Origin of the sequence: Pseudomonas entomophila, from assembly GCF_029478665.1 — a bacterium.
In the GTDB taxonomy this organism is placed as follows: Bacteria; Pseudomonadota; Gammaproteobacteria; order Pseudomonadales; family Pseudomonadaceae; genus Aquipseudomonas; species Aquipseudomonas entomophila_F.
In genome coordinates, this window is the sequence record NZ_JARPQB010000048.1 from 19,129 (window position 1) to 42,741 (window position 23,613).

General features: G+C 65.8%; 18 protein-coding genes. All 18 read left to right on the forward strand.

Going from position 1 to position 23,613, the window contains the following annotated elements; translation table 11 throughout:
- The first annotated feature begins 118 nt into the window (after positions 1–118).
- The 18 genes from P5705_RS21290 to P5705_RS21375 all read left to right on the forward strand — a co-directional run bounded on the left by P5705_RS21290 (position 119) and on the right by P5705_RS21375 (position 23,088).
- Positions 119–1,513 carry an MFS transporter gene (locus tag P5705_RS21290; RefSeq protein WP_277462857.1) on the forward strand — a complete coding sequence of 465 codons (1,395 nt, stop codon included), beginning with the start codon at positions 119–121 and terminating at the stop codon, positions 1,511–1,513.
- A 9-nt stretch (positions 1,514–1,522) separates the two neighbouring features.
- On the forward strand, positions 1,523–2,065 hold the full coding sequence (locus P5705_RS21295) for a single-stranded DNA-binding protein (protein ID WP_011531903.1): 543 nt from the start codon (positions 1,523–1,525) through the stop codon (positions 2,063–2,065).
- Between the two features lie 539 nt (positions 2,066–2,604).
- The gene (gene tssA / locus P5705_RS21300; protein ID WP_277462858.1) at positions 2,605–4,161 is read left to right on the forward strand and encodes a type VI secretion system protein TssA; all 1,557 of its coding nucleotides are present in this window, start codon (positions 2,605–2,607) and stop codon (positions 4,159–4,161) included.
- A 33-nt stretch (positions 4,162–4,194) separates the two neighbouring features.
- A complete protein-coding gene (tssB, locus tag P5705_RS21305) occupies positions 4,195–4,695 on the forward strand; it encodes a type VI secretion system contractile sheath small subunit (RefSeq protein ID WP_213659336.1) in 501 nt (166 codons plus the stop codon).
- 27 nt (positions 4,696–4,722) lie between these two features.
- Complete coding sequence (gene tssC, locus P5705_RS21310; protein WP_011531906.1) at positions 4,723–6,195, forward strand: type VI secretion system contractile sheath large subunit; 1,473 nt, start codon at positions 4,723–4,725, stop codon at positions 6,193–6,195.
- A 9-nt stretch (positions 6,196–6,204) separates the two neighbouring features.
- Positions 6,205–6,621 (forward strand): type VI secretion system baseplate subunit TssE, encoded by a 417-nt coding sequence (tssE, locus tag P5705_RS21315; RefSeq protein ID WP_011531907.1) that lies wholly within the window; start codon positions 6,205–6,207, stop codon positions 6,619–6,621.
- 85 nt (positions 6,622–6,706) lie between these two features.
- Entirely contained in the window at positions 6,707–8,494 is a 1,788-nt protein-coding gene (gene tssF / locus P5705_RS21320; RefSeq protein WP_240066740.1) for a type VI secretion system baseplate subunit TssF, read from the forward strand.
- A complete protein-coding gene (gene tssG, locus P5705_RS21325; RefSeq protein ID WP_011531909.1) occupies positions 8,458–9,465 on the forward strand; it encodes a type VI secretion system baseplate subunit TssG in 1,008 nt (335 codons plus the stop codon). Before tssF ends, tssG begins: the two co-directional genes overlap by 37 nt.
- A gap of 6 nt (positions 9,466–9,471) precedes the next feature.
- Positions 9,472–12,096 carry a type VI secretion system ATPase TssH gene (gene tssH / locus P5705_RS21330; protein WP_277462859.1) on the forward strand — a complete coding sequence of 875 codons (2,625 nt, stop codon included), beginning with the start codon at positions 9,472–9,474 and terminating at the stop codon, positions 12,094–12,096.
- 10 nt (positions 12,097–12,106) lie between these two features.
- Entirely contained in the window at positions 12,107–13,627 is a 1,521-nt protein-coding gene (locus P5705_RS21335) for a sigma 54-interacting transcriptional regulator (RefSeq protein WP_277462860.1), read from the forward strand.
- An 83-nt stretch (positions 13,628–13,710) separates the two neighbouring features.
- On the forward strand, positions 13,711–13,851 hold the full coding sequence (locus P5705_RS21340) for a hypothetical protein (RefSeq protein ID WP_011531912.1): 141 nt from the start codon (positions 13,711–13,713) through the stop codon (positions 13,849–13,851).
- Between the two features lie 18 nt (positions 13,852–13,869).
- Positions 13,870–15,051 carry a type VI secretion system-associated FHA domain protein TagH gene (tagH, locus tag P5705_RS21345; RefSeq protein ID WP_277462861.1) on the forward strand — a complete coding sequence of 394 codons (1,182 nt, stop codon included), beginning with the start codon at positions 13,870–13,872 and terminating at the stop codon, positions 15,049–15,051.
- Between the two features lie 5 nt (positions 15,052–15,056).
- On the forward strand, positions 15,057–15,563 hold the full coding sequence (gene tssJ / locus P5705_RS21350) for a type VI secretion system lipoprotein TssJ (RefSeq protein ID WP_277462862.1): 507 nt from the start codon (positions 15,057–15,059) through the stop codon (positions 15,561–15,563).
- Positions 15,560–16,891, forward strand: coding sequence for a type VI secretion system baseplate subunit TssK (gene tssK / locus P5705_RS21355; RefSeq protein ID WP_011531915.1), 1,332 nt, complete (start codon positions 15,560–15,562; stop codon positions 16,889–16,891). Before tssJ ends, tssK begins: the two co-directional genes overlap by 4 nt.
- A gap of 2 nt (positions 16,892–16,893) precedes the next feature.
- The gene (gene icmH, locus P5705_RS21360; RefSeq protein ID WP_240066733.1) at positions 16,894–17,763 is read left to right on the forward strand and encodes a type IVB secretion system protein IcmH/DotU; all 870 of its coding nucleotides are present in this window, start codon (positions 16,894–16,896) and stop codon (positions 17,761–17,763) included.
- A 14-nt stretch (positions 17,764–17,777) separates the two neighbouring features.
- Positions 17,778–21,305, forward strand: coding sequence for a type VI secretion system membrane subunit TssM (tssM, locus tag P5705_RS21365; RefSeq protein WP_277462863.1), 3,528 nt, complete (start codon positions 17,778–17,780; stop codon positions 21,303–21,305).
- The gene (locus P5705_RS21370) at positions 21,305–22,033 is read left to right on the forward strand and encodes a PP2C family protein-serine/threonine phosphatase (protein ID WP_011531918.1); all 729 of its coding nucleotides are present in this window, start codon (positions 21,305–21,307) and stop codon (positions 22,031–22,033) included. Before tssM ends, P5705_RS21370 begins: the two co-directional genes overlap by 1 nt.
- Positions 22,030–23,088: a serine/threonine-protein kinase gene (locus P5705_RS21375; RefSeq protein ID WP_277462864.1), complete on the forward strand. Its 1,059-nt coding sequence runs from the start codon at positions 22,030–22,032 to the stop codon at positions 23,086–23,088. Before P5705_RS21370 ends, P5705_RS21375 begins: the two co-directional genes overlap by 4 nt.
- Positions 23,089–23,613 lie beyond the last annotated feature (525 nt).

The window sequence follows — 23,613 nt, forward strand, 5'->3', positions numbered from 1 at the left end:
TCGGCGGGCATAAACACAGGAGTATACGGCGCGCTGCCAGTACGCGGCAAAGCGTCACGTATATGCCGTCCACGCGTCGGACTGATAGAATCGCCGCCGGTTCACACGAGGTTATTCCATGCACGACACCCACAACGAACGCATGAGTGGCAGCGAAACCCGCGCCGCTAGCGGCCTGGCCCTGGTCTTTGCCTTTCGTATGCTGGGCATGTTCATGGTACTGCCGGTGCTGGCCACCTACGGCATGGACTTGGCTGGCGCCACCCCCGCGCTGATCGGCCTGGCCATCGGCGCCTATGGCCTGACCCAGGCTGTGCTGCAGATTCCGTTCGGGGTGATTTCCGACCGCATCGGCCGTCGCCCGGTGATCTACCTGGGGCTGGTGATCTTCGCCCTGGGCAGCGTGCTGGCGGCCCAGGCCGATTCGATCTGGGGCGTGATCGCCGGGCGTATCCTGCAAGGCGCGGGCGCTATTTCCGCGGCGGTGATGGCGCTGCTTTCCGACCTCACCCGCGAACAGCACCGAACCAAGGCCATGGCGATGATCGGCATGAGCATCGGCTTGTCGTTCGCCGTGGCGATGGTGATTGGTCCATTGTTGACCCGCGCCTTTGGCTTGTCAGGATTGTTCCTCGCCACCGCAGGACTTGCCCTGGTTGGTATCGCCCTGATCGCATTTGTCGTGCCCAACACCCACAGCACCTTGCAGCATCGCGAATCCGGTGTGGCCCGCCAGGCGCTCGGCCCGACCCTGCGTCATCCGGACCTTCTGCGCCTGGATGTGGGCATCTTCATCCTCCACGCCATCCTCATGGCCAGCTTCGTGGCGCTGCCGCTGGCGTTCGTCGAGCGCGGCGGGTTGCCGAAAGAGCAGCACTGGTGGGTGTACCTGACCGCGCTGCTCGTCTCATTTTTTGCAATGGTCCCGTTCATCATCTACGGCGAGAAGAAGCGCAAGATGAAACGCGTGCTGCTTGGCGCGGTCAGTGTGTTGCTGCTGGTGGAGGTGTTCTTCTGGCAGTGGGCTGACAACTTGCGCGGACTGGTGATCGGCACCGTGGTATTCTTTACTGCCTTCAACCTGCTGGAGGCATCTCTGCCTTCGCTGGTCAGCAAGGTGTCGCCCGCTGGCGGCAAAGGGACTGCGATGGGGGTGTACTCCACCAGCCAGTTCCTGGGTGCCGCGCTGGGAGGAATCATCGGTGGCTGGTTGTTCCAGCACGGTGGCCTGAGCATGGTGTTTCTCGGTTGCGCGGGCCTGTGTGCGGTGTGGCTGCTCACTGCGTTGCGCATGAACGAGCCACCCTACGTGACCAGCCTGCGCATGCCGCTGACGCCGGAGGCGGTCCGGGAAGCCGGGCTGACCGAGCGCTTGATGGCCGTGCCGGGTGTGACCGACGCCGTGGTGGTGGCAGAAGAAGCCGCCATCTATATCAAACTGGATACGAAAATTTTGGACCGTACGACCCTCGAGCGTCTGGTGAACCCAGCCTCTTCGGCGTGCGAAGCCTAGGAGAACGTTATGGCCCGTGGGGTTAACAAAGTCATTCTGGTCGGTACCTGCGGTCAGGATCCCGAAGTCCGCTACCTGCCCAACGGTAACGCCGTGACCAACCTGAGCCTGGCCACCAGCGAGCAGTGGACCGACAAGCAGTCCGGGCAGAAGGTCGAGCGTACTGAATGGCACCGCGTGTCGCTGTTCGGCAAGGTCGCCGAGATCGCCGGCGAGTACCTGCGCAAAGGTTCGCAGGTGTACATCGAAGGCAAGCTGCAGACCCGCGAGTGGGAAAAGGACGGCATCAAGCGCTACACCACCGAGATCATCGTCGACATGCAGGGCACCATGCAGCTGCTCGGCGGTCGTCCGCAGAACCAGCAGCAAGGTGGCGACCCGTACAATCAGGGTGGCGGCAACTACAACCAGGGCGGCCAGCAGCAGTACAACCAGGCACCGCGCCAGCAGGCGCCGCGTCCGCAGCAGGCCCCTCAGCGTCCGGCACCGCAGCAGCCTGCCCCGCAACCGGCCGCTGACTTCGACAGCTTCGACGACGATATTCCGTTCTAAGCCTGAAGTGTGACCGTTGGTTGCGAACCCCCGGGACGAAAGTTCCGGGGGTTTTTTGTTGCCGAGTACGCCTGTGCGGTATTCAGTTCGAAACTGCAGCACACTTGAAAGCAACTTGATGGCACTGTGCCATAGTTTAGGCATTTCGTCGGTTTTAACCGCGCGCTTTCGTTCTGATCGTAACTTTTCCGACGCGCTTTTCAAAAAAATCGCAGCGCGAAAACGCTGCGATTTTTTTTAATGGCTGTTAAATTTTTCAAAGAGTTATCCATGATACCTGATTGAGTTTCGTCAATAACTTTTGCAGTTGCCTCAGGGATAATATTAGTCGGCATCAGGGAAACCCTGAGATGGTGTTTTCGTTCTGCTTTTGCCTATCCTTTTGAGTGGTTGCAATGTGGCATTGATGGCATTAGGCTATTCATCCGCTTGACCACCTGTTCACTGGATTGTGAACTGAATCGATAGAACTTCCCGACAGCAAAGTTCTGGAACTCAGGTTCCGGAATCGATGTGCGAGTTCTAAATGCGAGATATGGATGTCTTACTCTTCTAAATTGGCTGCGCGCTATCTGGAACTCGGCAAGAATGCCGTCTCGCCGGGCTCATTCGGTGGTGATGACGTGCGTTTCTCCACCGAGTTCGAAGCCCTCGAAGGCGAGTTGACCCGGGCGCAGTCGATCCATGCCAGCGGCCAGGTGGACTGGCTGAAGATCCTCGAGAACAGTGAAGCGCTGCTGCGCGACCAGTCCAAGGATCTGCGCGTGGCCTCCTGGCTGACCTGGGCCCTGTTCCAGCGCGAATCCTACGCCGGCCTGTTGGCGGGTATCAGCCTGCTGCGCGAGCTGTGCGAGCACCATTGGGACGACGTCCATCCCGCCAAACCCCGTACCCGTTCCGCCGCCATCGGTTGGCTGGTGCCGCGCCTCGAGCAGGCGTTGGGCGCCGACATCGCGATCAAGGAGCAGCTGCCACTGTTCCAGCAGATGGTCGAGCAACTGGGTGGCCTGGAGGTGGCGTTGTCCGCCCGGCTGGGCGATGATGCTCCGTTGCTGCTGCCGATCTGTCGTGCACTCAAGGGCCAGGTCCAGCGTTCGGCTGACAACGAGCCGCAACCTGGCGCGGTCGGCGCCATCGTCGCCCAGGTAAAGCAGGCGGCCACCCAGCTGTTCACTCCGGGCGAGCCGGTGGAGAACGAGAAGGATGCGAATAAAGCCCTGCGTGCCCAGCAAGAGCAGGGCCGGCAGTTGTGCGTGTGGTGGCAGCGGCAGAAAGCCACCGACCTGCGCGCCCTGCGCCTGAACCGCACGCTGCTGTGGCTGCCCATCGAGGCGATGCCCGAGCGCAACGCCGAGAACGTCACGGCACTGCGCGGTCTGCCCGCCGACAAGCTCAAGAGCTACCGGGAGCGTTTCGAGCAGGGCAACTACGCCGACCTGCTGGTGGAGCTGGAGAACAGCGTGGCCAAGGCGCCGTTCTGGTTCGATGGCCAGCGCCTGGTGTGGGAGTGCTGCCAGGCCCTGAACGTCGAGGCCGGCATGCGCGAGGTGGAGATGAACTTCGCCTCGCTGTTGCAGCGCCTGCCCAGCGTGATCGAGCTGAAGTTCCATGATGGCACCCCGTTTGCCGACCCGGAGACCCGCGCCTGGATCGCCGCCCAGGTCACCCCCCATCTGCAGGCCGAGGTGGCCCAGCCGGTCACCGAGCCCGGCGTGCGCCAGGCGCCCTGGGAGGAAGCCCTGGAGGCGGTGCAGCCGATCCTGCGCAAGGATGGCCTGAAGAGCGCGGTGCAGCACCTCAAGCAGCAGATGCAAGGCGCCCACGGCGGGCGCGAGCGCTTTTTCTGGCAGTTGAGCCAGGCACGCCTCTGCTACACAGCCAAGAAATACGAACTGGCCAAGACCCAGCTGGAAGCCCTGGACGAGCAGTTGCGCCAGTCCGGCGTGGATGCCTGGGAGCCCGATCTGTCGCTGCAGGTGCTGCACCTGCTGCATACCTGTTGCGAGCTGCTGCCGCAGAACCATGTGGTGCGCGAACGCAAGGACGAGATCTACCGCCGACTGTGCCATCTCGATCTCGAAGTCGTACTCGAATAGGCCCAAGGGCCATAACCCTCAAGGAGAAAACCAATGGCCAAAGAAGGCTCGGTAGCCCCCAAGGAACGCATTAACGTCACGTTCAAACCCGCCACCGGTGGGGCTCAGGAAGAGATCGAACTGCCGTTGAAACTACTGGCGATCGGTGACTACACCCTGCGTGCCGACGATCGCAAGATCGAAGACCGCAAGCCGATCAGCATCGACAAGATGAACTTCGACGAGGTGCTGGCCAAGCAGGAATTGAGCATGACCCTGGCCGTGCCCAACCGTCTGCAGGAAGGCGCCGAAGGCGACGAACTGGCGGTCAGCCTGCGCGTCAACACCATGAAGGACTTCAACCCGGCCAGCCTGGTCGAGCAAGTGCCGGAGCTGAAGAAGCTGATGGAACTGCGTGAAGCCCTGGTTGCCCTGAAGGGCCCGCTGGGCAACGCCCCGGCGTTCCGCAAGGCCATCGAAGGCGTGCTGGCCGACGGTGAGTCCCGCGAGCGCGTGCTCGGTGAGCTGGGCCTGAACGCCACGCCTGACGCCTGATCCCCCTAGTCAAGGAAGCTAATTGCCATGAGCACCGCCGCACAACAACAGAGCGCCGAGAACAGCGAGTTCAGCATTCTCGACAGCATCATCGCCGAAACCCGCCTGACCCCGGACGATGAAGCCTACGACATCGCCAAGCGCGGTGTGTCGGCCTTCATCGAAGAACTGCTCAAGCCGCAGAACGACGGTGAGCCGGTCAAGAAGGCGCTGGTCGACCGCATGATCGCCGAGATCGATGCCAAGCTCAGCCGCCAGATGGACGAGATCCTCCACCACCCGGATTTCCAGGCCATGGAATCGGCCTGGCGCGGGCTGCAGCTGCTGGTTGACCGCACCAATTTCCGTGAAAACATCAAGATCGAGATCCTCAACGTCTCCAAGCAAGACCTGCTGGATGACTTCGAAGACTCGCCGGAAGTGATGCAGGCTGGCCTGTACAAGCACATCTACACCGCCGAGTACGGCCAGTTCGGTGGCCAGCCGGTGGGCGCGGTCATCGCCAACTACTACCTGTCGCCGAGCTCGCCGGACGTCAAGTTGATGCAGTACGTCTCCAGCGTGTCCTGCATGTCCCACGCGCCGTTCATCGCCGCCGCCGGCCCGAAATTCTTCGGCCTGGAAAGCTTCACCGGCCTGCCGGACCTGAAAGACCTGAAGGATCACTTCGAAGGCCCGCAGTTCACCAAGTGGCAGAGCTTCCGTGAGTCCGAGGACGCGCGCTACATCGGCCTGACCGTGCCGCGCTTCCTGCTGCGCAACCCGTACGACCCGGAAGAGAACCCGGTCAAGTCGTTCGTCTACAAGGAAACCGTGGCCAACAGCCACGAGCACTACCTGTGGGGCAACACCGCGTACGCCTTCGGTACCAAGCTCACAGACAGCTTCGCCAAGTTCCGCTGGTGCCCGAACATCATCGGCCCGCAGAGCGGTGGCGCGGTGGAAGACCTGCCGCTGCACCACTTCGAGAGCATGGGCGAGATCGAGACCAAGATCCCGACCGAAGTGCTGGTGTCCGACCGTCGCGAGTACGAGCTGGCCGAAGAGGGCTTCATCGCCCTGACCATGCGCAAGGGCAGCGACAACGCGGCGTTCTTCTCGGCCAACTCGGCGCAGAAACCGAAGTTCTTCGGTATCAGCGCGGAAGGCAAGACTGCCGAGCTGAACTACAAGCTGGGTACCCAGCTGCCGTACATGATGATCGTCAACCGCCTGGCCCACTACATCAAGGTCCTGCAGCGCGAGCAGCTGGGCTCCTGGAAGGAGCGTACCGACCTGGAGCTGGAACTGAACAAGTGGATCCGCCAGTACGTGGCCGACCAGGAGAACCCGAGCGCCGAAGTACGTGGCCGTCGTCCGCTGCGCGCCGCCCAGGTGATCGTCAGCGACGTGGAAGGTGAGCCGGGCTGGTACCGCGTGAGCTTGAACGTGCGTCCGCACTTCAAGTACATGGGCGCCGACTTCACCCTGTCGCTGGTCGGCAAGCTGGACAAGGAGTAAGCGTCGATGATGAATGGCTACGGAAGCCTGTTCGAGCGCCTGAGCGGCGAGTCCGACCAGCGTGCCAACTGGCGGCGTGAAGACGCCGCCATGGCTTCCGTGGCCGCTCATCTGGCGAAGATGCTCAGCACCCGGGCCGGCAGCGTGCAGACGCTTGCCGACTACGGGCTGCCGGACCTCAACGACATGCGTTTGAGCCTGCACGATGCGCTCAGCCAGGCCCGTCGGGCCATCGAGCATTTCATCGAGGCCTACGAGCCGCGCCTGTCCGATGTCCGGGTGATTTCCCGACCGCGTGATCACGATCAGCTCAAGCTGGCTTTCAGTATCGAAGGCCAGCTTGAGGTGGACGGCATCAAGCGCTCTGTCAGTTTTGCCGCGCGCCTGGATGGCAGCGGGCAAGTCAGTGTCAGTCAAGGAGACTAACGATGTCGCGCCTCCCATAGCCCTGGATTTCACGAACCCTGCGCCACTGGCGGTACTCGAGATCTGAATTCAGGCGGAACGACGGATGTCCTTCAACTATTACTACCAAAGCGAGCTGACGGCGCTGCGCCAGCTGGGGCGGCGCTTTGCCGAACGCAGCCCGGCGCTGGCGCCGTTTCTCGGCCAGGCCGGGCGCGACCCGGACGTCGAGCGCCTGCTCGAGGGCTTCGCCTTCCTCACCGGCCGCCTGCGGCAGAAGCTCGACGACGAGCTGCCTGAGCTCACCCACTCGCTGATGCACCTGCTGTGGCCGAACTACATGCGCCCGCTGCCGGCGTTCAGCATCTTGCAGTTCGACCCCCTGCGCCAGGCCGGCCCGGCCCTGCGGGTCGAGCGCGACACGCCGGTGGAAGGCAAGCCGATCGACGGTGTCAGCTGCCGCTTTCGCACCTGCTACCCGACCGAGGTGCTGCCGCTGCGCCTGAGCGCGCTGAACTACTCGCTCAACGGCCAGGGCGCGTTGCTGAGCCTGCGCCTGGACATGAACTGCGATGGCAACCTGGGCGATGTGAAGCTCAGCAAGCTGCGCCTGCACCTGGCCGGCGAGCGCTACATCAGCCAGATGCTCTACCTGAGCCTGCTGCGCAGCCTGGCCGGTATCGAGCTGATGCCGCTGGACAGCCACGGCAAGCCGATGCTCAACACGAAAGGCGAGCCGCTGCTGCTGCGCGCGCCGGCGGCCAAGGTGCACCCGGTGGGCTTCGCCGAGGAAGAGGCGCTGATTCCCTATCCGCTGAACACCTTCCGTGGCTACCGCTTCTTGCAGGAGTACTTCGCCTTCCAGGACAAGTTCCTGTTCGTCGACGTGACCGGCCTGGAGGTGCTGCAGAGCCTGCCGGAGGAAACCCTCAAGCAGGTGCATGGCGTCGAGCTGCGCTTCGACATCCGCCGTGGCGAGGCCCAGCGCCTGCGCCCGACCCTGGACAACGTCAAGCTGTACTGCACGCCGATCGCCAACCTGTTCAAGCACGACGCCCTGCCCATCCGCCTGGATGGCAAGCAGGACGAGTACCTGCTGCTGCCGGCCGAGCTCGACCTGGAGCATTGCGGGGTGTTCTCGGTCGATAGCGTGACCGGCTGGAGCCCGGGCGGCCTGGGCTACCAGAACTATGTGCCGTTCGAATCGTTCGAGCACGACGCCAGCTTCGACGTGCCGCAGAACCGCCCGCACTACAGCATCCGCCAGCGCTCCTCGCTGCTGCACGACGGCCTGGACACCTACCTGAGCTTTGGCGTGCACCAGGCCGAGTCCCACGAGACGCTGTCGATCGAGCTGACCTGCACCAACCAGAACCTGCCGCGCCGGCTCAAGCTCGGCGACATCTGCATGCTCAGCGAAGAGACCCCCGAGTTCCTCACCTTCCGCAACATCACGCCGGTCACCGCCAGCTACGCGCCGCCGCTGAACCGCGACTTCCTGTGGAAGCTGATCAGCAACATGTCGCTGAACTACCTGTCGCTGGCCGACGTCGACGCGCTGAAGGTGATCCTCGAGACCTACGACCTGCCGCGCTACTACGACCAGCACGCCGAGAAAGTCAGCCGACGCCTGCTCGGCGGGCTCAAGTCGATCCGCCACCAGCACGTCGACCGCCTGCACCGTGGCCTGCCGCTGCGCGGCCTGCGCACCGAATTGACCATCGACCCGGAAGGCTACATCGGCGAGGGCGACCTGTTCGTCTTCGCCTCGGTGCTCAATGAATTCTTCGCGCTCTACGCCAGCCTCAACTCGTACCACGAGTTGCGGGTGAAAAGCACACAAGGGGAGGTGTACCAATGGACACCACGCATGGGCCTGCAACCGCTGCTGTAAGCCGGCTGAGCCGGAGCATCCGCGAGTACTCGCTGTTCCAGGCGGTGCTGCTGGTGATGGAGCAGTTGCGCGAGGCCTACCCGTACCTGGAGGACGAGGAGCTCTACGATCTGGTGGAGTTCCAGGCCAACCCCAGCCTGGGTTTCCCCGGCAGCGACGTCGACCGCATCGAGTTCTTCCACGAGCATGGCCAGCTGCGCGCGCGCATGCGCTTCAACCTGATCGGCCTGGTCGGCTCCAGCTCGCCGCTGCCGGCGTTCTATGGCGAGCAGGCGCTGGGCGACAACGAGGACGGCAACCCGACGCGGACGTTCCTCGACCTGTTCCACCACCGCCTGCAGCGTTTGCTGCTGCCGATCTGGCGCAAGTACCGCTACCGCGCCAGCTTCGAGAGCGGCGCGCTGGACGGTTTTTCGTCGCACCTGTTCGCCCTGATCGGCCTGGGCGGTGAAGAAATTCGTCGGGCCAAGGAGTTGAACTGGAAACGCCTGTTGCCGTACCTCGGCGTGCTCAGTCTGCGCGCCCACTCGGCGGCGCTGATCGAGGCGGTGCTGCGTTACTACTTCAAGCACGCCGACCTGGTGATCGAGCAGTGCCTGGAGCGGCGCGTGGACATCCTCGAAGAGCAGTGCAACCGCCTGGGCCTGGCCAACAGCCTGCTGGGCGAAGACGCCGTGCTGGGCGAGCGCGTGCGCGACCGCAGCGGCAAGTTCCGCATCCACATCACCCAGCTGGACTGGCAGCGCTTTCACGAGTTCCTGCCGATCGGTTTCGGTTACCAGCCGCTGTGCGCGCTGACGCGCTTCACCCTGCGCGACCCGCTGGACTACGACATCCGCCTGGAGCTGCGCCGCGAAGAGATCCGCGAGCTGCGCATCGGCGAACAGAACGTCTGCCACCTGGGCTGGACCAGTTGGCTGGGTCGCGAGCGCGCCGATGGCGTGGTGACCCTGGGAAGCAAAATTCATTAAGGACCAATGGCCATGATCAACGTAGACCTGCAACAACTTGTCCAGGCCCTGGACGCCGACAGCCGCCGCGACCTGGAGCGCTCCGCCGAGCGCTGCGTGGCCCGCGGCGGCAGCAAGATCCTGGTGGAGGACCTGCTGCTGGGGTTGCTCGAGCGTACTGACAGCCTGTTGCAGCGCGCCCTGCAGGATGCCGCGGTCGACGTCGGCGAGTTCAGCGCCGCGCTGCAGCCGAATGTCGAGCACAGCGCCACCCGCAACCCGGTGTTCGCGCCGGAACTGGTGCAGTGGCTGCAGGATGCGTTGCTGGTCTCCAACCTCGAACTGGGGCAGAGCCAGGTCGACCAGGCCGCGTTGATCCTTGGTCTGCTGCGCAACCCGCTGCGCTATGCCGGCAGCCGTTACCACAAGCTGCTCTCGGGCCTGGATATCGAGCGCCTCAAGGGCTATGCGCTGTCGCAACAGCCGGCCGCGCCGAAGGCCGCTGGCGCGCCCCAGGGCGAATCGATGCTGCAGCGCTTCACCCACAACCTCACCCAGCAGGCCCGTGACGGCAAGCTCGACCCGGTGTTGTGCCGCGACGCGTCGATTCGCCAGATGATCGATATCCTCGCCCGCCGCCGCAAGAACAACCCGATCGTGGTCGGCGAGGCCGGCGTGGGCAAGACCGCCGTGGTCGAAGGCCTGGCCGCGCGCATCGTCGCTGGTGAAGTACCGCCGGCGCTGCAAGGTGTCGACCTGTTGGCGCTGGATATGGGGCTGTTGCAGGCCGGGGCCAGCGTCAAGGGCGAGTTCGAACGTCGCCTGAAAGGCGTGATCGACGAGGTCAAGGCCGCGCCGCGCCCGGTGATCCTGTTCATCGATGAGGCCCATACGCTGATCGGCGCGGGTGGCAACGCCGGCGGCTCCGATGCCGCCAACCTGCTCAAGCCGGCGCTGGCGCGTGGCGAACTGCGCACCATCGCCGCCACCACCTGGGCCGAGTACAAGAAGTACTTCGAGAAGGACCCGGCCCTGGCCCGTCGCTTCCAACCTGTACAGCTGCACGAGCCGACCGTGGGCGAGGCGGTGACCATCCTGCGCGGCCTGGCTCAGTTGTACGAGAAGAGCCACGGCATCTACCTGCGTGATGACGCCGTGGTTGCCGCGGCCGAACTGTCGGCCCGCTACCTGACCGGCCGCCAGTTGCCCGACAAGGCCGTCGACGTGCTCGACACCGCCTGCGCCCGTGTGCGCATCAGCCTGGCTGCGGCACCGGACAGCCTCGAACGCCTGCGCGCCGAACTGGCCGAGGGCGAGCGCCAGCGTAACGCCTTGCGCCGCGATGCCGAGGCCGGGCTTGAGATCGACCAGGAGGCCTTCGAGCGCCTGGAGCAACGCCTGGCCGAAGCCCATGACCAGGAGATCGAGCTGGACGCCCGCTGGGCCCGCCAGCGCGAGTTGGCCGAGCAGGTGCTGGAACTGCGCCAGCAGGTCGCCAACGCCCCCGTCGAAGCGCCAGCGCCAACTGAAGGCGAGGAGGGCGAGGACGCCGTTGTCGGCGAAAGCCGCGAACAGCTCCAGCAGCGCCTGGCCGAGACCCACCAAGCCCTGCTCGACGCCCAGGCCGAGGAACGCCTGGTCAGCGCCGAAGTGTGCCCGCGCCTGGTGGCCGAAGTGATCAGCGCCTGGACCGGTGTGCCGCTGAGCCAGCTGGCCCGCGAGCACAACGCCAAGGTGATCAGCTTCGCCGACGACCTGCGCGCGCGCATCCGTGGCCAGGAGCAGGCCGTGCATGCCCTCAACCGCGCCATGCGCGCCACCGCCGCCGGCCTGAACAAGCCTGACGCGCCGGTGGGCGTGTTCCTGCTGGTCGGCCCCAGCGGCGTCGGCAAGACCGAGACCGCGCTGGCGCTGGCCGACCTGCTGTACGGCGGCGACCGCTTCATCACCACCATCAACATGTCCGAGTTCCAGGAGAAGCACACCGTCTCGCGCCTGATCGGCGCGCCGCCCGGCTACGTCGGTTACGGCGAGGGCGGCATGCTCACCGAGGCGGTGCGCCAGAAGCCGTACTCGGTGGTGCTGCTGGACGAGGTGGAGAAGGCCGACCCGGACGTGCTCAACCTGTTCTACCAGATCTTCGACAAGGGCGTGGCCAACGACGGCGAAGGCCGCCAGATCGACTTCCGCAACACGCTGATCCTGATGACCTCGAACCTGGCCAGCGACCAGATCAGCGCATTGTGCGAGAACGGTGAGCGCCCGGATGCCGAGCTGCTCGAGCAGCACATCCGCCCGGTGCTCAGCCGCCACTTCAAGCCGGCCCTGCTGGCGCGCATGCGCGTGGTGCCGTACTACCCGGTGGGCGGCCCGGTGCTGCGCGAGCTGATCGAGATCAAGCTGGGCCGCCTGGGCGAGCGCCTGCAGCGCCGGCAACTGGCGTTCAGCCACTGCCAGGCGCTGGTCGACCACCTGGCCGAGCGTTGCAGCCAGAGCGAAAGCGGCGCGCGCCTGATCGACCACCTGATCGACACCCACGTGCTGCCCAAGGTGGCCGACCGCCTGCTCGACGCCATGGCCAGCGGCGAGGCGATCAGCCGCGTGCACGCCACCCTCGACGCGGATGCCGGCGTGATCTGCGAGTTTGCCTGAGGTGGGTGTGATGTTCGCGCACGTGCCGCACCCGCTGGCCTATGCCGAGTCGCTGCTGGGCACCTTCACCGACCTGGCCCGGGCGGCGGACGACCAGTGCCTGTTGCAGGCGCTGGTGCAGGCCGTGGCCGGGCTCAGCGGTTGCCCGCTGGTGCAGGTGTATCTGCTCGACCCGACCCATACCCGGCTCGGGCTCGAAGCCGCCTGGCTCGACGGCAAGCTGCTGGCGCGCGACTGTTCCAGCCTGCCGGCCGACTACAACGGCGAGCAGCTGTTGCAGTTCGCCCTGTGCCAGAACCGTGTGGTGAACATCGCCGAACTGTCCGCCAGCCTGTTTGACACCAGCTTCCTGCCTTGCCAGAACACACCCTGGCAGGCGCTGCTGGCGGTGCCATTGGTGACCGCGCAGCAGCGCGTCGCCGGGGTGTTGCTGTGCGTGAACCGCGAGCGCGGCGCGCTGGAAGGGTTCGCCGACTCACTCGGCCGCCTGGGTGGTTTCGCCATGGGCCAGTTGCAGCTGTTGCGCCGCCTGCGCCAGCCCGGGCCGCAACCCCAGGCAACCAGCACGGCGTCGATCGCCGCCAGCAGCTACGGCCTGATCGGCCAGAGCCAGGCCATGCGCCAGACCTGCCAGATGATCAGCAAGGTCCTGCACAGCCCTTACACCGTGTTGCTGCGCGGCGAAACCGGCACCGGCAAGGAACTGGTGGCCCGCGCCATCCACGACTACGGCCCGCGTCGCTCGGGCGCGTTCGTGGTGCAGAACTGCGCGGCCTTCCCCGAGAGCTTGCTGGAGAGCGAGCTGTTCGGTTACCGCAAGGGCGCCTTCACTGGTGCCGAACGCGACCGCCCGGGGCTGTTCGACGCCGCCGACGGCGGCACCCTGCTGCTTGACGAGATCGGCGACATGCCCCTGGCCCTGCAGGCCAAGCTGCTGCGCGTGCTGCAGGAAGGCGAGATCCGCCCGCTGGGCTCCAACGTCACCCACAAGATCGACGTGCGCATCATCGCCGCCACCCACCGTGACCTGGCGCAGATGGTCGCCGACGGCCTGTTCCGCGAAGACCTGTACTACCGCCTGGCGCAGTTCCCCATCGAGCTGCCGCCGCTGCGCCAACGCAACGGCGATGTCATCACCCTGGCCCGGCACTTCTGCGACAAGGCCTGCGACTTCCTTCAACGCAGCCCGGTGGGCTGGTCCCAGGCCGCCCTGGATCACCTCGACGGCTATGCCTTCCCCGGCAACGTGCGCGAGCTCAAGGGCCTGGTGGAGCGCGCGGTGCTGCTGTGCGAAGGCGATGAGCTGGAGGTCGGCCACTTCGCCTTGAACCTGGCCGAGCCGCCGCTGGAAGACAGCGAGCTGAACCTGCGCGAGCGCCTGGAGAAGGTCGAGCGCCGCCTGCTGCTCGACTGCCTGCGCAAACACGACGGCAACCAGACCCTGGCAGCCCGCGAGCTCGGCCTGCCGCGGCGCACCCTGCTGTACCGGCTGGGGCGCCTGAACATCCAGATCGGCGATTGCGAGGGCTGACCGGCATGACCCCGACACCTACCTATTCCCACCCAGGCGCGCCCGTGGCGGCGCATGCCTCATCCGTACATGGAGTCGTTCCGATGTTTCACCGTCACTGGCGGGTCACGTTGCTGGCCCTGGTTACCGCGTTCGCCCTGGCTGGTTGCGGTGGCAACTACAAGTTCGACGACGACAGCTACCGCCCCCTGGGAGATCCCCAGGCCCTCAACCGTGGCAACTGAGCACAAGGAGCCCTGACCATGGAACTGGTTTTCGAACTGCTCGACAAACGCCAGCACGGCCGCACCGACTCGCCGACCAAGACCTTCGGCCGTGCCGGTGGCGAGATCGGCCGGGCCAAGGACTGTCACTGGAGCATCGAGGATGACAAGCGCCACCTGTCCAGCCATCACGCCCAGGTCACCTACGAGAACGGCGGGTTCTTCCTGACCGACATCAGCAGCAACGGCGTGCGCCTGGCCAGCAGCGGCGCCCAGCTGCGCAAGGGCGAGCCGTACCGCATCGAGCAGGGCGCGGTGTACCGCCTGGGCGACATCGAAGTGCGCGCGCGGCTGATCGACAGCGAGCCGGGCATGGATGTCAGCCTGGGCATGCCGGGTGGCAACATCATCCCCGACGACGCCTTCCTCGAACTCGACCCGATCACCGCCCTGGACCAGGAAGAGTCCCGCCTGCACCCGATGGACGAGCTGGCGGCCATGGCCATGCCCGAGCCACCGGCCCGCCAGCGCGCCGACTACGCGCAGATCGACCGCGAGAGCCTGATCGTGCCGACCCTGGTACCGGCCGTCGCGCCCGAGTCCGCGCCTGCGCCGGCTCCGCGCGAACGTCGCGACGACGCCTTCTGGAAGCGCTTCGGCGCCGCCCTTGGGGTGGACCTGGACAACCTCGACGAGCAGGCCCGTGAAGACCTGGCGGTGCAGGCCGCCGGGCTGCTGCGCCACAGCATCGGCGGTTTGCAGCAGAGCCTGCGTACCCGCAGCGAGCTGAAGAACGAACTGCGCCTGTCGCTGACCACCCCGCAAGGTGCCAGCCGCAACCCGATCAAGGCGCCGCTGGAGGCCGACCAGGTGCTGGGCGAGCTGCTCAAGCCGCGCCGTGGCGGGCAGATGTCCGCCGAGCAGGCGGTGTCCCAGGCCTTCCGCGACCTGCAGGCGCACCAGGTGGCCATGCTCGGCGCCAGCCGCCACGCGCTGCGCAGCACCCTCGAGCACTTCGCCCCGGAACAGCTGGTGCTGCAGTTCGAGCGCCAGGGCCGCAAGGGCCTGTTCGGCAGCCGCTGGAAATCCTACGTGCGCTACCACCAGGCCCTGATGGGCAACGAAGACTGGAGCGAGCGCCTGCTGGCCAAAGACTTCGCCCGAACCTACGAAGAGCAGGTGCGCCTGATCGCTTCCCTTCATCACGACCCGCAAGGATGATTTCCATGACTCGCATCACCCGCACGATGCTCAGGGCGACGTGGGCCCTGGCCGCCTTGTCCTGGCTGGCCGGCTGCAGCGCCCTGTCGCCGTATTCGCACATGACCAAGCTCGACCTCACGCTGACCGCCACCGACCAGCTCAACCTGGACATCAATGGCCGGCCGTCGCCGGTGGTGGTGCGCCTGTTCGAGCTCAAGCACCCGGTAGCCTTCGAAACCACCGATTTCTTCAGCCTCTACCAGCGCCCGAAAGAGGCCCTGTCGCCCGACATGGTGGCCAGCGAGGAGCATGAGCTGCGTCCGGGCGAGACCCTGACCCTCAAGCTCAGCATCGACCCCGACAGCCGCTTCGTCGGCATCATGGCCGCCTACCGCGACCTCGACCAGGCGCAGTGGCGCCGGGTGCAGGCGATCCGCGTCGGTGAGCGCGTGACCGCCAATTTCTACCTGGACCAGGCCGGTATCCACAATGGCGTGCCGGCAGTGGCACAAGCGGGTGAGCGCCCATGAATGTGCACAAGGTAGTCTGGCAGGAAGGGATGCTGCTGCGTCCCCAGCATTTCCAGCACAACGACCGTTACTACGACAGCCAGATGAAGACCCGCACCCAGCTGCTGGGCACCTACACCTGGGGCTTCATCAACCTGGAAATCGACCTGCAGTTCCTCAACATGGGCAAGCTGGTGATCAGCCGCGCCGCCGGCATCCTGCCCGATGGCAGCCTGTTCGAGCTCGACGGCAGCAGCGAGCCGCTGGCCCTGGACGTGCCGCCGAACACCGGCGCCACGCCGATCTTCATGGCCCTGCCGCTGGTCACCGGCAACCACATCGAGGCGCGCCGCCCCGAGCAGTCCGATGTGCTGACCCGCTACACCACCTACGAGGTGGAGGTGTCCGACTCCAACGCCGGCGACGACAACAGCAGCCAGATCAACTGCGCGCGCCCCGACTTCCGCCTGCTGCTGGGCGAGCAGCAGACCGACCAGGCCTATGTGAAGCTCAAGGTCTGCGAGATCCTCGACACCTCGCCCGACGGGGTCATCAGCCTCGACCCGGACTTCGTGCCGACTTTCATCCGCACCCACTCCTCGGTGTACCTGCTGTCGTGCCTGAAGGAAGTCATCAGCATGCTGGCGCTGCGCGGCGACACCCTGGCCGAGCGCATCCGCTCCAACGGCAAGGTCGGTGGCGCCGAGGTCGGCGACTTCATGATGCTGCAGCTGATCAACCGCACCGAACTGCTGCTGCGTCATTACCTGAGCCTGGAACAGGTGCACCCCGAAGAGCTGTACCGCACCTTCCTGATCATGCTGGGTGACCTGTCGACCTTCTCCAGCGACACCAAGCGCCCGCGCCTGGACGCCCGCTACCAGCACAGCGACCAGGGCGCGAGCTTCCGCAAGCTGATGGAGTCGATCCGTCAGGTGCTGTCGATGGTGCTCGAACAGCACGCCATCGAGCTGGAGCTGCAGCAGCGCCAGTACGGCATCCTGGTCTCGCCGCTGCACGACCCGGGCCTGCTCACCACCGCCTCGTTCGTGCTGGCGGCCAGCGCCAACTGCGAGTCCGAGGAGCTGCGCCAGCGCCTGCCGTCGCACCTGAAGGTCGGCCCGGTGGAGCGCATCCGCCAGCTGGTCAACCTGCACCTGCCCGGGCTCAAGGTCAAACCGCTGCCGGTGGCGCCGCGGCAGATCCCGTTCCACGCCAACAAGACCTACTTCATCGTCGAACTCGACGCCGCCGACCGCGCCAAGATGGACGGCTCGGGTGGCTTCGCCTTCCACGTCACCAGTGAGTTCTCCGATCTCGAACTGAAATTCTGGGCCATCAGGAACTGAGCATGAGCATGGACATGGATACCCCCCAGGACGACAAGACCGTCCTGTTCAACCAGGATGGCTCGGCTCCGGAAGGGCAGGCGCTCACCGCCCTGGGCGGTTCGGCGCGGGCCGAGCCGCTGGAGCAGCGCGTGGTGTATTCGGCGCGCCTGCCCTCCAGCGGCAGTTTCAGCGTCGGCCTCAACCCACTGGTGGCCGCCGCCGGCGAGCTGCTCTCGGAAGTGGTGCGGCTCAAGCACAGTGACACCGCCGAAGACCTGAACAACCTCAAGGAGCGCCTGAGCGCTTGCGTGCGCGCCTTCGAGGCGCGCATCCACTACGAAGGTGTGGAGAACGGCCAGGTCACCGTGGCCCGCTACCTGCTGTGCACCGTGGTCGACGAGGCGGTGGTCACCACGCCCTGGGGCAACGAGAGCCAGTGGTCGCAGATGAGCCTGCTCAGCGCTTTCCACAACGAGACCTTCGGCGGCGAAAAGTTCTTCTCGCTGCTCGACCGCATGTCGAAGAACCCAGTCAAGCACCTGCCGATGCTCGAACTGATGTACCTGTGCCTGTCGCTGGGTTTCGAGGGCAAGTACCGGGTCATCGACCGCGGCATGTCCGAGCTGGAAGGCATTCGCGACGCGCTGTTCCGGCAGATCCGCCAACTGCGTGGCGACGTGCCGCGCGAGCTGTCGCCGCGCTGGGAAGGCCTGGACCAGTTGCGCAACAGCCCGGTGCGCATCGTGCCGTGGTGGAGCGTGGCGCTGTTCACCCTGGTGTGCCTGGTGGTGATGTATTCCGGTTTCGCCTGGGTGCTGGGGGAACAGCGCGCGACCGTCCTGCAACCCTTCCAGACGCTTGAGCAGCCTGCGGCCCAACCGCGGCCGTGACACAAGGACCTGTGATGAAGAATTTTTTCAAGAAAGTAGGCGCCTTCCTCGCCAAGACCTGGGTCTGGAGCCTGCTGCTGGTGCTGGCCCTGGCCTTGCTGGTGTGGTTCGCCGGGCCGCTGCTGGCGGTGGCCGACAACAAGTTCTGGGAAGACGCCGCGGCGCGCCTGCTGACCATCAGCGTGCTGTTCCTGCTGTGGGGCCTGTGGATGGTGTTCGCCAGCTGGCGCGCCAACAACCGCAAGCAGGCGGAGCTGGAGAGCGAGGACGGCCGCGAACGCCTGGAGCGTGAAGAGCGCAAGGAAGAGGAGGGCAAGGAGATCAAGGCCCGCTTCAAGCATGCCTTGTCCACCCTCAAGCATTCGAGCCTCTACGGTGGCCGCAGCGAACGCTGGCGCCGTGACTTGCCCTGGTACCTGGTGCTCGGCCCGCAGGGCGCGGGCAAGACCAGCCTGATCGACCATTCGGGCCTGGAGTTCCCGATCAACGCGCTGGAGCGCAAGCTCGCCCGTGATCCGTCCAATGGCGATTTCTGCGACTTCTACTTCGCCGAACAGGCCGTGCTGGTGGATACCGCCGGGCGCTTCCTCAACCAGTCCGACAGCGAGATCGACGGCAGCGCCTGGCGGGTGATGCTCGACCAACTGCGCCTGCGCCGGCGCAACCGCCCGCTCAATGGCGTGGTGGTCACCGTGCCGCTGGACACGCTGCTCGGCGGCGAGGCCGCGGTCAACGATCTGGCGCAGAAAGTCCGCTCGCGCCTGCAGGAGCTGCGCCAGCGCCTGCACGTCGAGGTGCCGGTGTACCTGGTGCTGAGCAAGACCGACCGCCTGCAGGGTTTCGACGCCTTCTTCGACCAGCAGTCGCGCGAAGAGAACGAACAGGTGTTCGGCATCACCTTCGGCAAGGGCCAGAACGGCGCCGATACCGAGCTGCTGGCCAAGGAATTCCAGGGCCTGCTGCAACGCCTCGGTGACCAGGTCACCCAGCGCATGCACCACGAGCGCAACACCCTGCGCCGGGCGCGGATCCTCGACTTCCCGCACCAGCTGGGGCGCATCGGCGACCAGCTGTGCCTGTTCGTCGACGCCGCCTTCACCGGCAACCGCTACCAGCGCGCCAGCCAGCTGCGCGGCTTCTACCTGACCAGCGCGCCGCACCAGGCGCCGCAGGTGGACAGCGACAATGGCTTCCACCCCGGCCAGCCCGGGCGTGGCGCGCCGCAGGGGCGCTCGCGTTTCATCCTGCAACTGTTCAGCCGGGTGATCTTCCCCGAGTACGACCTGGCCGGTCTCGACCAGCGCGAACGCCGGCGCATCCACTGGGGGCAGCGTGCTGTCTACCTGGGCGCCCTCGCGGCGCTGGCACTGTTCGGCGTGCTGTGGGCCGGCAGTTTCTCCGGCAACCATGAACGCCTGGAACAGGTGCGCGAGCTGGGCCAGCAATGGCACCGCCAGCACGTCGGCCTGGGCGCCCGCGACGACGCCCTGGCCGCGCTCAAGCCGCTGGACACCGCCTGGCAGGCTTCGCGCGTGTTCCCTGAGCGCAGCGATGCTTCGTGGCTGCACCGCGGTGGCCTGTACCAGGGCGTGCCAGCCAACGAAGTGCTGCAGCCGGCCTACCAGCGCGAGCTGGAAACCCTCCTGCTGCCACGGGTGGCGCAGATGGTCGAAGGGCAGATTCGCGGCAACCTGAAAAGCCGCGAGCGGCTGCTCAACAGCCTGCGCGCCTACCTGATGCTCGGCATGCCCGACCGCCGTGACCAAGGCTGGCTCAAGGACTGGGTGGCGGCCGGCTGGTCGCAGCAATACCCCGGCAACACTGCCGTGCAGGAGGGCCTGAACGCTCACTTCGGGCGCCTGCTCGAGCAGCCGTTCGCCTACCCGCTCAACGACGCCCTGGTGGCCCAGGCGCGCCAGGTGCTGCGCGCCGAGTCACTGGCCAGCGTGGTCTACCGGGTATTGCGCGAACAGGCCCGCAGCCTGCCGGAGTACCGCCTGAGCCAGCAGCTCGGGCCGCAGGCCAGCCAGTTCGTCGGCATCGACTACCCGATCCCCGGCTTCTACACCTCCCAGGGCTACCAGCAGTACTTCTCGGTGCAGGGCGCCAACCTGGTCAACGACATCCTGCGCGACAACTGGGTGCTGGGCGAGGGCAGCGGCATCAGCGACATGGACATGCGCCGGCTGATGGTCGAGCTGGAGCAGTTGTACTTCCGCGACTACGCCAACTACTGGGGCGAGGCGATCAACCAGGTCGGCCTGATCCCGTTCAACGACGCGGGCGAAAGCGCCGACCAGATGTCGGCGCTGACCGCCGCCAACTCGCCGCTGCTGCTGCTGCTCACCGAGGTGCGTGAGAACACCCGCTTCCCGGTGCTGGCGGAAACCCCGGACGAAGGCAACCAGGCGGCCGAAGCCGCGGCTGGCAAAGCCGCTGCCAAGAAGCTCGGCAAGGGTGGCGCGGCAGTGGCCGGTGCCGTGGCCGACAAAGCCCGCGACGCCCTGGCGAAGAAACCGCTGCCGGACACCGCGCGCATGGCCCTGCAACGGCGCTTCGAACCGCTGCACCGGTTGCTCGACGACAACAACGGCCCGGGCCCCGACCTGGCGCCGACCATGCAGGCGCTCAACGACCTGCAGCAGCAGATGGCCGGCCTGGCCCGTTCCAACCAGGCCGAGGAAGCCTCGTACCAGATGGCCAAGGCGCGCATGTCGGGCCAGCGCGATGCCCTGAGCAGCCTGCGTAACAGCACCACGCGCCTGCCGCGACCGGTGGCCGGTTGGTTCAACCTGCTGTCCGACGACATCTGGCGCATGGTGCTCAACGACACCTACAGCTACCTCAACCAGCGCTACCAGAGCGAGCTGTACAGCTTCTATGGCCGTGCCATCGAGTCGCGCTACCCGTTCAACGCCCATGGCACCAGCGACGTGGCGATCAGCGACTTCCGCGACTTCTTCAAGGCCCAAGGCGTGGCGGACCGCTTCTTCGACACCTACATGCGCCCGTTCGTCAGCGGTGAAGCCGGCACCTTCCGCCTGCGCAGCCTCGATGGCCAGAGCCTGCCGATGGCCAGGGCGTACCTGGAGCAGATGGGCGCGGCCCAGACCATCCGCCAGAGCTTCTTCGCGCAGAACCCGGAAGAGCCGCAGGTGCAGTTCAAGCTCGAGCCGTACACCCTCGACCCGTCGGTGAGCCGCGCCGAGTTCCGCTTCGGCGACACGGTGATCGACTACCGTCACGGCCCGATCGTCTCCACCAGCCTGAAGTGGCCGACCGAGGCCCAGGACGGCAACAGCAGCCTGACCCTGGAGCAGCTCAACGGCCGCCCCATGGCGCTGGAGAAGAATGGTGGCCCATGGTCGCTGTTCCGCCTGCTCGACCTGATGCAGACCGAGTACCTCAAGGGCCGCGACACCATGGTGCTCAAGGCCAACGTCGGCGGCATGCGCGCCAATTACCTGCTGACCAGCCAGCGCGCGCCGAACCCGTTCGACATGAACGTACTGCGCGGCTTCCGCCTGCCAGGGGAGCTGTGATGCAGCCTGCCACCCCCTGGCGCAGCGCGGCGCGCACCGACCCGGGCAAGGTCCGTGCGCGCAACGAGGACGCCTTTCTCGATTGCCCGCAGCAGGGGCTGTGGGCAGTGGCCGATGGCATGGGCGGCCACGAGGCTGGCGATGTCGCCAGCCAGATGATCGTCGAGAGCCTGGCCGAACTGCCGGCCAGCAGCACGTTCGATGAGCGCGTGGTCGCCGTGCGCCAGTGCCTGCACTGGATCAACCGGCGGCTCGGCCAGGAGCTCACCGTGAGCGTCGAAGGCCAGGCGCGGATCATCGGCAGCACCGTGGTCACCCTGCTGCTCGAAGGCCGCCGCGGGGCCTGCGTGTGGGCCGGCGACAGCCGCTGTTATTTATGGCGCGGCCAGCGCCTGTACCAGCTGACCCGCGACCATTCGCTGCAGCAGCAACTGATCGACAAGGAGCGCATGAGCGCCGAGCAGGCCCGCGAACACCCCTCGGCGCGGGCCTTGACCCGTGCAGTTGGCGCCAGTGCCAGCCTGACCCTGGAAGTGCTGGAATTCGAGGCGTGCCCGGGTGATGTGTTCCTGCTGTGCAGCGACGGCCTGTACGACGGCGTGGAGAGCGGTGGCCTGGGCCATGCGCTGGACCTGGCCTCGCCCGGCGAAGCCCTGCAACGCCTGTTCGAAACCGCCCTGGGCGGTTCGGCGAAAGACAACCTGACCGCAGTGGTGATCCACCGATGAACCTTGGCAGCGGCGACGCGCTGGATGTGCTTGATGCACTCGAGCAGGACAGCGAGTCGACCTATTTCGCATTCAACCAGGCCATCGCGCCCGAGCCCGCCCGCACCGGCAAGGGTCGGCGCAAGCGGCGGGGCAAGGGGCGGGCACCTGCAACCGCGCAGGCACCGGCCGCCACCCCGGCGCGGGCGCTGCCGCCATTGCCCGACGTGCTCGCCGGGCGCTACCGCCTGGAGCGCCTGCTCGGCGCGGGCGGCATGGGCCGGGTGTACCGTGCCCGCGACCTGTTGCAGGAGCGCTTCGGCGACCCGCAGCCGCTGCTGGCGCTGAAACTGATGAGCGACCAGTTGGCCACCGCCCCGGACGCCAACGCCCTGCTGTTCAACGAGTACGCCCTGACCAGCCGCCTGCGCCACCCCAACCTGGTACGCCTGCAGGGTTTCGCCGTCGATCCGGAGAGCGACCGTGGCTTCATCACCATGGAGTTGATGCGCGGCACCTCCCTCGACCGGCTGCTCTGCGACCAGCCGATGGGGCTGGCCTGGGAGCAGGTGCGCGAGATCGCCGTGCCGCTGCTCGATGTGCTCGCCTGCGTGCACGGCCAGGGCGTGGTGCATGGCGACCTCAAGCCTAGCAACGTGATGCTCACCGACGACGGCCTGCGCCTGTTCGACTTCGGCCTGGGCATGGCCCTGGAAGGCCCGCTGGCCGGCCTGCCGCACCTGAGCCATGGCCGCTTCGAGGCCTGGACCCCAGCGTATGCCGCGCCGGAGCTGTTCGAAGGCGGCACCCCGAGCACCGCCAGCGACCTGTATGCGGTGGCTTGCGTGCTGTACGAACTGGTCACCGGCCGCCACCCGTTCGACCGCGTGCTGTCGCTCAAGGCCCGCGAGCAGGGTCTGCAGCATGCGCTGCGGGTGCCGGAAAACATGCCAGCCAAGGCCTGGGCGGCGTTGCGCACGGCGCTGACCTTCGACCCCGGGCAACGCAGCATAGGCGCCGCGCAACTGCGCGATGCCTTCGCCGCGCGTGGCTTTTGGTCGAGATTTGGAAAGTGAGTGGCCTTCTGTTGGAGCGATTTCATTGTGTTGGCTACACCGGCCTATTCGCCGGCAAAGCCGGCTCCTACAGGTTCGGCGCCGCTCTTGCGGGCCGCGCGGTCCTTGTAGGAGCCAGCTTCGCTGGCGAAGAGGCCGGCTCACTCAACACACCCCTATGGTTTTCACTTTTTAGGTTTTTGACTTCTCAGTCAACTGCGCAAGAAGTTGCGCACTCAAATGTGGATAAGTGTGTGGATAGTTCGACGCAGGCCTTGCTATTCGTCATGTACAGCCAACTGCGCAACTTTTTGCCACCACTGCGCAAGAAGTTGCGCAACTTTTGAATGGTTCAACTTGAAAAGAACACCCAAATGGATGCGCTTGCTTTGTAACTATCTGTTTTAAATAGATAAATAAAAACTGGCACGCCCTTTGTATTACCTAGTCGCTCCGAGGTGGCAAATTCCTGCCACCCGGCGACTATTTTCCAAGCAAGGAGAGCGACACATGGCAACTCCCGCCTACATGGCCGTCACCGGCGAA

Excerpts from the sequence above, each read along its gene's own strand:
- P5705_RS21340 (WP_011531912.1), top strand. The coding sequence starts at position 13,711 with ATGTTTCACCGTCACTGGCGGGTCACGTTGCTGGCCCTGGTTACCGCG.
- tssH (WP_277462859.1), top strand. The coding sequence starts at position 9,472 with ATGGCCATGATCAACGTAGACCTGCAACAACTTGTCCAGGCCCTGGAC.
- icmH (WP_240066733.1), top strand. The coding sequence starts at position 16,894 with ATGAGCATGGACATGGATACCCCCCAGGACGACAAGACCGTCCTGTTC.
- P5705_RS21290 (WP_277462857.1), top strand. The coding sequence starts at position 119 with ATGCACGACACCCACAACGAACGCATGAGTGGCAGCGAAACCCGCGCC.
- tssF (WP_240066740.1), top strand. The coding sequence starts at position 6,707 with ATGTCCTTCAACTATTACTACCAAAGCGAGCTGACGGCGCTGCGCCAG.
- tssK (WP_011531915.1), top strand. The coding sequence starts at position 15,560 with ATGAATGTGCACAAGGTAGTCTGGCAGGAAGGGATGCTGCTGCGTCCC.
- tagH (WP_277462861.1), top strand. The coding sequence starts at position 13,870 with ATGGAACTGGTTTTCGAACTGCTCGACAAACGCCAGCACGGCCGCACC.
- tssB (WP_213659336.1), top strand. The coding sequence starts at position 4,195 with ATGGCCAAAGAAGGCTCGGTAGCCCCCAAGGAACGCATTAACGTCACG.
- tssM (WP_277462863.1), top strand. The coding sequence starts at position 17,778 with ATGAAGAATTTTTTCAAGAAAGTAGGCGCCTTCCTCGCCAAGACCTGG.
- tssA (WP_277462858.1), top strand. The coding sequence starts at position 2,605 with ATGTCTTACTCTTCTAAATTGGCTGCGCGCTATCTGGAACTCGGCAAG.
- P5705_RS21370 (WP_011531918.1), top strand. The coding sequence starts at position 21,305 with ATGCAGCCTGCCACCCCCTGGCGCAGCGCGGCGCGCACCGACCCGGGC.
- P5705_RS21375 (WP_277462864.1), top strand. The coding sequence starts at position 22,030 with ATGAACCTTGGCAGCGGCGACGCGCTGGATGTGCTTGATGCACTCGAG.
- P5705_RS21295 (WP_011531903.1), top strand. The coding sequence starts at position 1,523 with ATGGCCCGTGGGGTTAACAAAGTCATTCTGGTCGGTACCTGCGGTCAG.
- tssE (WP_011531907.1), top strand. The coding sequence starts at position 6,205 with ATGAATGGCTACGGAAGCCTGTTCGAGCGCCTGAGCGGCGAGTCCGAC.
- tssC (WP_011531906.1), top strand. The coding sequence starts at position 4,723 with ATGAGCACCGCCGCACAACAACAGAGCGCCGAGAACAGCGAGTTCAGC.
- tssJ (WP_277462862.1), top strand. The coding sequence starts at position 15,057 with ATGACTCGCATCACCCGCACGATGCTCAGGGCGACGTGGGCCCTGGCC.
- tssG (WP_011531909.1), top strand. The coding sequence starts at position 8,458 with ATGGACACCACGCATGGGCCTGCAACCGCTGCTGTAAGCCGGCTGAGC.
- P5705_RS21335 (WP_277462860.1), top strand. The coding sequence starts at position 12,107 with ATGTTCGCGCACGTGCCGCACCCGCTGGCCTATGCCGAGTCGCTGCTG.